At 42.6% G+C, this 12,154-nt stretch carries 7 protein-coding genes, 4 tRNA genes and 1 rRNA gene; all 12 read right to left on the reverse strand.

The window, feature by feature from the left end:
- Window positions 1-53: 53 nt before the first annotated feature.
- On the reverse strand, window positions 54-2,648 hold the full coding sequence (locus ACFVSW_RS25435) for a polynucleotide kinase-phosphatase (protein ID WP_387319414.1): 2,595 nt from the start codon (window positions 2,646-2,648) through the stop codon (window positions 54-56).
- A complete protein-coding gene (locus ACFVSW_RS25440) occupies window positions 2,648-3,991 on the reverse strand; it encodes a 3' terminal RNA ribose 2'-O-methyltransferase Hen1 (RefSeq protein WP_387319406.1) in 1,344 nt (447 codons plus the stop codon). The genes ACFVSW_RS25435 and ACFVSW_RS25440 overlap by 1 nt, the downstream gene beginning before the upstream one ends.
- A 98-nt stretch (window positions 3,992-4,089) precedes the next feature.
- Entirely contained in the window at window positions 4,090-6,669 is a 2,580-nt protein-coding gene (locus ACFVSW_RS25445) for a DEAD/DEAH box helicase (RefSeq protein WP_387319407.1), read from the reverse strand.
- Between the two features lie 72 nt (window positions 6,670-6,741).
- Window positions 6,742-6,933, reverse strand: coding sequence for a YbxH family protein (locus tag ACFVSW_RS25450; RefSeq protein ID WP_024028264.1), 192 nt, complete (start codon window positions 6,931-6,933; stop codon window positions 6,742-6,744).
- Window positions 6,934-7,180: 247 nt separating this feature from the next.
- On the reverse strand, window positions 7,181-9,850 hold the full coding sequence (gene ppdK, locus ACFVSW_RS25455; protein ID WP_387319408.1) for a pyruvate, phosphate dikinase: 2,670 nt from the start codon (window positions 9,848-9,850) through the stop codon (window positions 7,181-7,183).
- A gap of 2 nt (window positions 9,851-9,852) precedes the next feature.
- Window positions 9,853-10,668, reverse strand: a complete 816-nt coding sequence (locus tag ACFVSW_RS25460; RefSeq protein WP_387319409.1) for a pyruvate, water dikinase regulatory protein — start codon at window positions 10,666-10,668, stop codon at window positions 9,853-9,855.
- A 23-nt stretch (window positions 10,669-10,691) separates the two neighbouring features.
- On the reverse strand, window positions 10,692-11,324 hold the full coding sequence (gene ccpN, locus ACFVSW_RS25465) for a transcriptional regulator CcpN (protein WP_387319410.1): 633 nt from the start codon (window positions 11,322-11,324) through the stop codon (window positions 10,692-10,694).
- 288 nt (window positions 11,325-11,612) lie between these two features.
- Window positions 11,613-11,686, reverse strand: a tRNA-Trp gene (locus ACFVSW_RS25470).
- 4 nt (window positions 11,687-11,690) lie between these two features.
- Window positions 11,691-11,775, reverse strand: a tRNA-Tyr gene (locus tag ACFVSW_RS25475).
- Between the two features lie 19 nt (window positions 11,776-11,794).
- Window positions 11,795-11,887: transfer RNA gene (locus tag ACFVSW_RS25480), tRNA-Ser, on the reverse strand.
- A 30-nt stretch (window positions 11,888-11,917) separates the two neighbouring features.
- Window positions 11,918-11,994, reverse strand: a tRNA-Met gene (locus ACFVSW_RS25485).
- A 61-nt stretch (window positions 11,995-12,055) separates the two neighbouring features.
- Window positions 12,056-12,154, reverse strand: a 5S ribosomal RNA gene (rrf, locus tag ACFVSW_RS25490); the annotation flags it as partial.

Here is a 12,154-nt window from a genome sequence, read left to right on the forward strand (position 1 = left end):
TTGAGGTAAAAAAAAACGAACTTGCCACCTGACAAGTTCGTTTTTAAAACTATCTATAGTCGAGGATCAATCGGTTCGGCTTCTAACGCCAAAACCCCGAGCACACATTCATGGTACCGCTCCAACGACTCTCGTCGAACAAAGCGATTCACCGCTTCAACCCCTAAGGAAAACTCCTTCAAGGCATTACGCTGTTTCTTGCCGGCATTTCGCTGCTTCAACCTAGACAAGTTCTCCGGTTGTAAATAATCCATTCCATAGATAATATGCAAATACTTCCGGCCTCTCACTTTAATCGCCGGCTGAAGAAGCTTGCCTTTATGCCGTGCCACATAGGTTTCAGGTTTCACAACAAAGCCTTCATGGCCGTCTTCGGTCATTTCTTCCCACCACTTGATAGCGGCATTCATCGATTCCTCATCATCCACAACCCGGTATTCCGTTTCGACAAACAATTCCGATAATCCGCTAAACTCTTTATTTTTCTCCATATGCCATGTATGCTGTTGATTGAAAAATGTCTCCGTACTGTGGGCTAAAGTATGGAAAGGGGCAATTTGAATTCCTTCCAGCCCTTCCGTTTCCCAACAATATTTTTGGTACACTTCATTAAAAACCGTGGCGTTGTTAATCTTTTCATCCGTTTCCTCTAGCCAGCTTCCCACATCTTTTCCATTTTCGCTAGCTTTTTGCAGTAGATCTCGTAATTTGCGCCGATCAAGCAGCGACATCTCACCGACATGGGCATATTGATTTAAGATTAGCTCTTTTGCTTTCAAATTCCACGGAAGTATTTCCGCATCCAGCAGGACAAAATCGGTGTTGTATTTTTCAAAATAACCGCTGAGGTCTGCATTTAATACTTGTAATATACGTTCCTCTAGTTCTTTTTGAAAAAAGGCCCGGCCAGTCCGTGTATATATGGCCCCTAATGTTTCCCTTCCAATATACTGTTTTGCTGCTTCCTTGTTTTTAAAAAGGAACAAAATCCCGCGGCTGCCCATATGCTTTTTCTCAACAACCATCCTCTCCACGCCATTTGCCTGATAATATTCAAACGCTTCAAACGGATGCTCCAGGTACCCCTCCAATCTAGAAGATTTCGGGGTCGGACTCATCGTCGGCGGCAGATAAACAATTTCCTCAAGCGGCAGCGTGAAATGGGAAAGATCATCCAATGCTGATTTCGCGCCATCAGCATAAATGGAAATCTCCCCATACTGTTCCGTTAACACGGAATAACCCTCGATGAATTTTGCAAGATTAGGCGCCGAGAGCCTTTTTCGTTCCCATTCCGTCAAAGGATTATCGGGCACATTTGCATAATCCGCTTTCGCTTTAACCGAAATAAATTGCCTTTCCGGGAAACGATATGCTGTTAAACTGCCGCCAAAAACAATGCCTTGGTCAATATTAAGCGTATTGTTTACCAATAATGGCTGCGGTTTCGGATCATGTCCCCAAAGAATAAGTGCATTAGATTTATGTGCGAGCGTCCAATCTTTGCGGATTGGTTTTCCGTTTTCGTCGAGGCCATCTGAATCCCCGTAGCGGCAAAAGTCGGAAATACGCGGCGATTGCTTGCCAATATAATAGTCCTTTATTCCCGCATGAACAGCAACAGCAGCGTTGACACCGTTTTGCTGGATAATGTAATGTGATTTCGCCTCTAGCAGCATGTCTTTTACCTGATCCTTGAAACGCTGTGTTTCCTCTTTACCAAATGTTATTTCGTACTCGTCAAACTCAGCCGCGACATTTTCATCACCATGGGCAAGTTTAACATTCCTGCCATCAAGCCAGCGGGCAATTTTCCAGCCATGATTGCTGTCAATCATATAGGCATTTCCTGCAGCTACATGCTTTTGGAAAAATTTCAGCGTCTCCAGAGATTGCGGTCCCCGGCTCATCACGTCACCAAGTGAAAGAATTTTCCGCCCTTCAGGATGGACAAAATAACCCTCTTCGTTTTCACCATATCCAAGCTTACTCAATAGTTCGATAAACTCATCAAAGCAGCCGTGAATATCACCGATAAAATCGATGCCATTGCCAACGTCCATTACTAATGGATTTTCAAGACGGTTCACATTTAATACCTGCAGTTCATCTTCCCCAAAAACGTAGCAGCGGCGAAAAGCTTCCTTTTTAATGAAGCGAAGCGTCTTTTTGAAATGTTGGTATTGCTGCTTGATTCGGTTTTTACCCCGCGGGAAATCCCGTGCTAAGTCGCGTCTAAGTAATTCAGTTTCTGGCAAATTAAGCACAATCGCGATCGCCGGAACATGATACTTCTTTGCCATTTGCAAATATTTCTCACGTTCATCCTCGCGTAAATGAGTAGCATCAATGAAGGTTAATTTATTGAGGCGACAGCGTTTAGCGACTAAATAATCCATCGCTTCAAACGCTTCCTTCGAAATTTGTTGGTATTCATCAAAAAGGGCATCCGCTTCTACCTTTGGACGCTGATTCCAGTTAATAAATTCAACATCACTAACGAGAATTCGAAATTGGTCAGAGCTTACCACTTCCGATGCAAGAATTTGTTTTTCTTGAATTAATTGATTTAATAATGTCGTTTTACCAGAATTGGAAGGGCCCACGAGTAATACGATACCCGCATGAGGCAAATTTATGGTCACCATCATTCCTGCTCCCTTCTGTAAATGGCCATTTGCGTAGGATGTCCGTATGGTTGATATTCTTCACCAATTCCCTGAATGCTCACTTGATAGGGATTATCCTTTGTCCATTCTTGTACTTTTTGGAGAAATTCATCCCTTGTCCACTCAAACCGATGATCCTTGTGGCGCATCACATCATCCATTTCATAGACAACATTGTATTCTTGGTTTGGAGTGGTTACAATCAGCACCCTGGGCCGATAATCTTTAAAAATAGTTTCGAATATTGGCGCTAACCGGTATTCATCGATGTGTTCAATCACCTCACATAAAATCATGACATCCTTGTTATTTAGCCGTTCATCATAATAGAATAACGAACCTGCTATAGACTTTGGCTCGATGAAACCACGTTTTCCTTTTGCTTGCTCGAATCTCTCCATAGCCCGCAATCGCGACTTATTAGCCGGTTCCACGGAAAGAATCTCTTTTACCCCTTCAACAAAGCCGAGCTGAACCGATAATTTCCCTTCACCTGCGCCAAGATCGACAATGGTTTCTCTCTTTGGTAATCCCTTGACATAGTTTAAAATCGCTTCATAGCGCAGGTCATTTAACCGCACCTTTGGTACGACATCCTTCTCGTCAAGTTTTGGCACTTTTTCAAAGAATTTTGATTGTGAAATCATGTTTTGGAAACGTAAAGACCGTTTTACGATCAGCGCTTTTAAGGGGTGATTCTCCAGCCATCCTTCCCCGTAACGGTCAAACTTCTCAATTTCTCTTTCATCGATAAAATAATGTTTATAGTTGTCGATTACTGGAATCAAGATAGAAACATGCTTTAGGGCATTTTGAACTGTTTGGTTCCCCTTTATGGTAATGAATCTAGCCGTGCTCTTTTCCCGAATAAAGCTCTTCCCGCGCTCAATTTCCACGCTATATCTCATTGGGGTGAATAATGCTTCAAGCTCCGGGTCCCGTAAATCAGAGGCAATCGGGCCAAAGGCAAGTTCCATTTCAAACGGATGCCCGATCCAAGCCGCATATTCTTCATTCGGTTTTCCATTCAATGCGGTCCCTAAAGCCTTCCGAATTGCAGAAACAAAGAGGCTGCTGGCTGCAAACTCCCGGTCATTGATATAATGGGTAATATCAAAATAATCTGGCGAATTTTTTACTAAGTTAATTGGGTCAGTTTTTACATAAAGTAGAAACTGGACTTCTTCGCTTGAAAAAGCGGTATATACAAGACGGACTGTTAATCCCTTTTCATTGCGTTCATATAAATTGTTGGGGTTTTTAGCGGCTAAATAGGAAACCGCTTCGGCTCCAGGTCCTCTAACCGTTAATGATAGCTGCATCGTTTTCACTTCACTTTCATTGGGAAAAATTATTACGTCCTATTTTACCATAATTACATGAATTTGGATGTTAAGAACATCCGCGTCCATGATGTCCTTTAAAATTCATACTCATCATACCGATACCTTCTATATTTCTCCCGATAGCACGAGTCACAGGTTGGAAATGAATGATCCCATGGCAGTTTTTTGCCGCAGGTCTTGCATTTCTTAACGAATTTTTTTATATCCGTTTTTAACCGTTCCTGAACTTGGTCGCTAATTTTCTCCCGAAGCCGTTCCCAATAAATCGCTTCCGTTCGTTCTCCTAATCGGTACAAAAATAAGAGATGGAGTCCAACGGCTTTATAGCTGAGTTCAAGTTCTTCCAAGCTCCGGTCTTTTACAATTGGTTCAGGCAGCTCTTCTCCTTGTATAATGCTATACATCGTTTCTTCCCATTGTCTCGTTAAGACGGGCTCATTTTTCGAAAAAGGCAGGTGTAAAAAGCCATATAAATCCATTAACGGCAGCCGTGCTTCAATCTCTGTTCCGGCAATCACTTGATAAAGAGACTTTTCTTCTGAAAGCGAGGCTTTTTTTGTACCCTTGGGACTTTCAAATTTTCCCCATAACTCAAAAAAGGTTCCTAAATCGCGGTAATAGCGCTGAAACCGTTCAAAAACAGAATTGGTCGGGGCAATCGAAAACGTGTGAACAGGCTCATCTATCTGAAGCAGCAAATTCCGCATTTTTTTGATATCACTGGTAAAAGCAACCTTTCCGATATCATAAATCCCTTTACGCCCAGCACGGCCGGCAATTTGCTTCACTTCTTGCGAGGTTAAGAGGCGCCTGCGCGTTCCATCGAACTTTTCATTTTCAAGAAAAACAATCCGGTGAATCGGCAAGTTTAAGCCCATTCCAATCGCATCCGTTGCGACAATGACCTTTGTTTTTCCTTTATTAAACTGCTCAATCTGCTTTTTCCGTGTTTCCGGGGGCATGCTGCCGTAAATCATGCTGACAGAATGACCGTCATTTTGCAGCCGTGAGGCGGTCTCAAGCACACGCCTCCTTGAAAAACAAATCAGGGCATCCCCTTTTTTAATATGCTTAATATGAAATTCCTTCGTTTCGACCTCGAGCGGAGTGTCGCGGCTGTACTCATGAATTTCAATATTTGCATCTCCTAATAGCTCGAGCAGCATCGTTTTCGAATTTTTGCTGCCAATGATATGTACTTCTTCCGCACTCGCCTTCGTGATTGCCTTATACCAGGAAAAGCCGCGGTCCTTATCGGTGATCATTTGCGCTTCATCAATGACAACCACATCATAAACCTCTTTTTCATGGAACATTTCTACTGTAGAGGAGATATGGGCAGCATGAGGGACGATTTTTTCCTCTTCACCCGTTTTCAACGAGCAGGGTGTACCTTCTGCATTTAATTTATCATAAACTTCAAGGGCTAATAGCCGCAGCGGCGCCAAATATAAGCCGCTAGCTGCAGCCTTCATTTTTTCGAGAGCATGGTGCGTTTTCCCTGTATTTGTCTCGCCGATGTGAAGGACATAGCGAACATGGCGTTGTAAGGAAGGGTCGTACTCCGCACCAAAGATGTCTTTCATCATCCTTTCTTCTGCTTCCTTTTTCCGCTTAATTTCAGCTTGCTCTTCTCTTTGTTTTCTTTCCCGCTCCTGTAAATCCTTTTCGAACCTAGCTTTGTGCACCATTGGGTCAAATGGAATTTCCGCCAAACCAACTAAGTCAGAAAGGTATTCCGCTTGAACATCCTCTATCATGTAACCCTCAACATCGTAAAGAAGCTGGGCAATACTGCCCTTCACAAAAGAGGCCGATAACTTTTCCTTAAAGGTTTTTACAAACTCATCTTTAAGCTCAGAAGGAAGTTCCGCTAATACTTTTTCTGGTATAAGTTCTGACAGGTAATCAGAAATTAAGCTTTCATAGACAAAGAAATAGGTTTGATATTCATAGGTGCTCCGGCCCCAGTTTAGTGTTTTATGAATACCACCTGTCAATTCTTCAAAAAAAGCAGCAACCGTTATATAAGCGGACGGATTAAACGCACCCTGATCGACTAATTTTTCCTCAAGGGCAAAAGGATCGACAGCTTGAAACTTTACATTATTTCTCAGGTCGGCCGCTAGTTGTTGGGCAACGAAGTGACGGACATATAAGTAGAAAAGTTCATATTGTTCTTCCAATATACCAACGGCAGTATCTTCAATTTCTCTCCTAATTGCTTGCTTCTGTTCTTCAACCTGTTTCTGTTCTACGTGCTTTAAAAATTGTTCCTTTGCATCCAGATAACGTTTTTCCCAATTTTCTTCATATCCAGCGAAAGTTTCGTTAATCCACCCCATTGCATCGAAAGGCTGATACGTCCGCATTTCATAACGGAAAAGCTTATTCAGTAACTTTCGGTCCACCCCTTGTACTTCAAACCCTTTTTCGCTTAAGAATTGCTTTTTTTCATTTTTGGGAACATCGTTGGTCGCTTTATTCAACCAAACATTCACCCAAATTTGTTCAATGTAATGGCTCCTGTCGGCTAGGTATTGTTCAAAGGATGGCAGCGTTTCTTTCGCTTCTAAATAGCGATCAATATCTTCATATATTTTCGTTTTTGTATGTTCAATCGCTTGAGGGTAAATGGTTATTAATTTGCTCATGAATGTCCCTCCTTTTCAAATTATCTTGATTTTATTCTAACACAAAACAAAAGACCGAACGAGTATTCGGTCTTAAATATCATGTTGAATACAATATTGATCAACCAGGTCTTCGATTTGGTCTAGTTCCGGAAATTTTCCTGAAAACTGAAATTTTATTTCTTCGATAAATTGATCTTTATTATAAACGTGGACGGCTCCATTTTGTTGAATGACACTGTATTCCGGTACAAACCGATAACCGCTGCGTTCAATAGCCCCCATTTTAAGTCCCCTTTTTCATTTTTTTATAGTATAAGCAGAAAGTTGGAAGCTAATCCGACGAAATGCTAGACGAGATTTACCTTTATCGCGAAAAATTCGGCGGAAAATTGTTTTATTTGCGAACTTTCATGTCTTATTTGCGATTCCAACCTTTTTATTTGTGAATTAAACCGTTTTATTTGCGAATCGATATTTACCATTAAAAATAGAGGACGGCACTTCTTTAGTACCGTCCCCAACTAAGAAATTATGCTGTCGTAAAAACCTCTTCTTTCTTCTGCTCATGGCGAATCGTTGCCTGCGCTGCCGCCAAACGAGCAAGCGGCACGCGGTATGGAGAGCAGCTGACATAGTCTAAGCCCGTTCTGTAGCAGAAATCAATTGAACTCTTTTCCCCGCCATGTTCGCCGCAGATACCAGTTTTTAAGGAAGGCTTTGCCGTGCGGCCAAGTTTCACGCCTGTTTCTACTAGCTTACCAACGCCCTCTTGATCAAGTACCGCAAATGGATTTTCAGGAAGCACTTTATTTTCGATATATGCTTGCAGGAATTTGCCCTCTGCATCATCACGGCTGTAGCCAAAAGTCGTTTGCGTTAAATCGTTCGTTCCAAATGAGAAGAAATCGGCTTCCTCGGCAATTTGATCAGCAGTTAAGGCGGCACGCGGTATTTCAATCATGGTTCCGATTGTATACTCGATATTCTTACCCGTTTCTTCCTGAACAAGAACAGCTGCATCAATAACCAGCTGACGCATTTGTTTTAATTCATTTACATGGCCAACAAGAGGAATCATGATCTCCGGCTGCACTTCTATTCCTTTTTCCGCTAATTTTGCCGCGGCATAGAAAATCGCTTTCGCCTGCATTTCGTAGATTTCCGGGTAAATCATCCCGAGACGGCAGCCCCGGTGCCCGAGCATAGGATTGAACTCATCTAATTGGCGGACCTTTTTCAGCAATTGCTCTTTTTTCTTCAATTCCGCTGATCCCGGATCTAAGATTTGCAGTTTCGTTACGTCCACTAACAGTTCTTCTTTATCTGGCATAAATTCATGAAGCGGCGGGTCTAGTAATCGGATTGTAACCGGTAATCCTTCCATTGCTTCAAAAATCCCTTCAAAATCACCCTGCTGCATTGGTAAAAGCTCTCCAAGTGCTTCCATTCTTTCCGAATAATTTTCCGCAAGGATCATTTTTTGGACAATTGGAATCCGTTTTAAATCCATAAACATATGTTCAGTCCGGCACAACCCGACTCCGCCGGCACCAAATTCAAAGGCCTTCTTAGCATCTTCCGGATTATCCGCATTGGCGCGGACACCTAATTTCCGTTCTTGGTCCGCCCATGCAAGCAATAGCTGGAACTCATCCGATAGCTCTGGATCAATCATCGGAATTTCCCCTAGCATGATTTCGCCAGTAGAACCATCTAGTGTGATGATGTCACCATAGTTAACAACCGTGTCACCAACCGTAAATTGTTTTGCTTTCAAATCAATTTTAACGGCTTCACATCCACAAATACATGCTTTCCCCATCCCGCGTGCGACCACAGCTGCATGGCTGGTCATGCCGCCGCGGCTTGTCAAAATTGCTTGCGAAGCAACGATGCCGTGAATATCATCCGGTGTTGTTTCCGGTCTAACAAGAATCACCTTTTTGCCTTCGTTGCCCAAAAGCTCCGCTTCATCGGCGTCAAAGACGACTTGACCTGTCGCTGCCCCCGGTGATGCCGGCAAGCCTTTTGCTAAAATTCTCTTTTCAAACGTGTCATCAATGCGGCGGTGCAGCAATTGATTTAGTTGATCCGGGTCCACACGTAACAGTGCGGTTTTCTTATCAATTATTCCTTCTTCAACCATTTCAACAGCAATACGGATGGCCGCTTGCGCTGTGCGTTTGCCGTTCCGAGTTTGCAGGATGAACAACTGTCCGCGTTCCACCGTAAACTCAATGTCCTGCATTTCTAGGTAATGCTGTTCGAGCCGTTTGCAAGTATCGGTAAATTGCTTGTAAACTTCCGGCATTTCATTCTTCAAAGCGGCAATTGGCTGTGGCGTGCGAATCCCTGCAACGACATCTTCTCCTTGGGCATTGATTAAGTATTCACCGTAAAGAACGTGCTCGCCCGTCGAAGGATTTCGTGTGAAGGCAACGCCCGTGCCGGAATCATCCCCCATGTTTCCGAATACCATGCTTTGAATGTTAACGGCAGTACCTAGGTGGTCCGGAATTTTATTCAGGCGGCGGTAAACAATCGCACGCTGGTTATTCCAAGAATTAAAGACGGCATTAATCGCAAGAAATAGCTGTTCGTTCGGATTCTGTGGAAACTCTTTTCTAGTATGCTTTTTAACAATTCCTTTGTAGCCAATGATCAACTCTTGCCAATCCGTCGCGCTCATTTCCGGGTCAGAGGAATAACCTTTTTGTTCGCGTGTTTCTTCTAAAAATTGCTCAAAATAATAGGTATCAATTTCAAGCACGACATTACTGAACATTTGAATAAAACGGCGGTAAGAATCATAAGCAAACCGCGGATTATTTGTCAATTTAGCCATGCCAAGTACAGTCTCATCATTCATGCCAAGGTTTAAAATCGTATCCATCATTCCAGGCATGGAGAACACAGAACCGGAACGGACAGAGACAAGCAATGGATTTAGCGGGTCACCTAGTTTCTTGCCCATTTTTTCTTCTAAACAGGTAAGCGCTTCTAATGTCTGTTTTTCTACTAAAGCTGGTATCGTTTTGCTAGCTTCATAGTATGCATTGCAAGCCTGTGTAGTGATTGTAAATCCATAAGGGACCGGGAGGCCGATTCGTGTCATTTCGGCTAGGTTAGCACCCTTTCCCCCTAGCAGTTCTTTCATATCGCCATGACCTTCGTGAAATAAATATACCAATTTATCCATTATCAAAAACTCCTCTCTTTTTTCAATATGTCTAAAATTAAACCAGCCGTCTCTTCTATTGCCTTATTTGAGACATCAATGACTGGACAGCCAACGCGCTTCATAATTTTTTCAGCATGGTCAAGTTCCTCAAGAATGCGCTCAAAACTTGCATAATTTGCCTTGGAAGCTAACCCTAATGCCTTTAAGCGTTCCTTGCGAATTTCGTTTAATTTATCAGGCGAAATGATTAATCCAATACAATTTTTCCTTGGTATTTCGAACAATTCATCTGGCGGTGGGACTTCTGGAACCAACGGGACATTAGCTACCTTAAAGCGCTTATGTGCTAAGTACATTGATAACGGTGTTTTAGACGTCCTTGATACACCTACTAAAACAATATCTGCCATTGTAACTCCTCTTGGATCGCGGCCATCATCATATTTAACAGCAAACTCGATTGCTTCGATTTTACGAAAATATTCTTCATCTAGCTTTCTCATTAACCCTGGACGATGATGGGGCGATTTGTTAAACCTAGTGACGAAAGCATTCATTAATGGACTTAGCAGGTCGACAGCTAATATTCCTTCTTCTAGTGCCCTTCTATCTAAGTAGTCCTTTAAAGCGGGAATAACAATTGTATAGGCAATGATTGAGTGCTCCTTTTTTGCCAATAGAATGACATCTTCAATATCTTCAATGTCTTCCACATATGAATTTCGGCGGATGTCAACGTGGCCGCCGTTAAACTGAGTGGCGACTGCTTTTACAACAAACTCAGCGGTTTCCCCAACCGAATCAGATATAACATAAACAACCTCTTTTTGTACCAAAATGGCAGCAGCTCCTCTTCGTCTCATCTTTCCATAATTTCTAAATAGGCGCGTGTGATCGTGGTTTTCGTGATCCGCCCTAACAGCAAATATGTATTCCTCTGCTCCTCTACTTCCTTGACAACAGGCAGGGAGTCAATATGATTATCAATCATTTTCTTCGCTGCTTCGAGCAAGGTTGCATCAGGATGGATGGTGAAAATATTAGGCATCCTCGTCATAATGACACTAACAGGTAATTCATGGAGATTTTTATTTCCTAGTGTTGCCCTGAGCAAATCCTTACGTGAGACTACCCCGGCTAAATGACCTCTAGAATCCACTGCGTATAGCGTACCGACATCCTCTAAAAACAACTGGACAATCGCATCATAAACGGCGGTTGATTTATCGACGACAATTGGATGTGCCTTATAATCGATAACTTTTTGATGGAGAAACTTTTCAGCTTGACGCTTTACTTCATAATTTTCATTGAAAAAATAACCCACCCGCGGCCTCGCATCTAATTTGCCAGACATGGTTAAAATCGCGAGGTCCGGTCTTAATGCAGCCCTTGTTAAAGACAGCTTTTCCGCAATTTCTTGGCCGGTAATAGGTCCATTTTGTTTGACAATTTGGAGGATTTTATCCTGCCGTTCTGTATGTTTAATCATTATCACCCCCACATTTTTCGTTTAATGTGCTATATTTATCAGGTTTTAAACAAATGTGCTATACTTATTAGTATATAGTATATTACATTCAAGTGAAATCCGAAACAATTACTTTTATTTTTTTTGACAAATTAGCAAACTATTTTAGAAATTCCTATGCAAAAAAAAAATCCCGCATGCAATGGCGGGATATTCCTTAGATATTTGAAAATGAAATTTTCCTGAAGTTGGTCCTCAAAACAAAAAAATCCCATAGCGTGAACTATGAAATCAAAATTTGCGTATATTTGGCAGGGGCAGTAGGAATCGAACCCACACTGAAGGTTTTGGAGACCTTAGTTCTACCTTTAAACTATGCCCCTAAAGTGGTGGAGGGGGACGGATTCGAACCGCCGAACCCGGAGGGAGCGGATTTACAGTCCGCCGCGTTTAGCCACTTCGCTACCCCTCCACATATAATAAAATAAAACTGGAGGAGGAAGAGGGATTCGAACCCCCGCGCGGTGTTACCCGCCTGTCGGTTTTCAAGACCGATCCCTTCAGCCAAACTTGGGTATTCCTCCAATATTTTAAAAAAGATCATAAACTAATTTTGGTAGCGGCGGAGGGGATCGAACCCCCGACCTTACGGGTATGAACCGTACGCTCTAGCCAGCTGAGCTACACCGCCAAAATGACTTTAAAGACAAAATGCAACGTGATTTTCCTGTTACATTTAGTTTAAAAAAACAGCCCGGCAGCGTCCTACTCTCACAGGGGCGCCTGCCCCAACTACCATCGGCGCTGAGAAGCTTAACTTCCGTGTTCGGTATGGGAACGGGTGTGACCTT

The organism is Neobacillus sp. NPDC058068, from assembly GCF_042885335.1.
Lineage (GTDB): Bacteria > Bacillota > Bacilli > Bacillales > Cytobacillaceae > Neobacillus.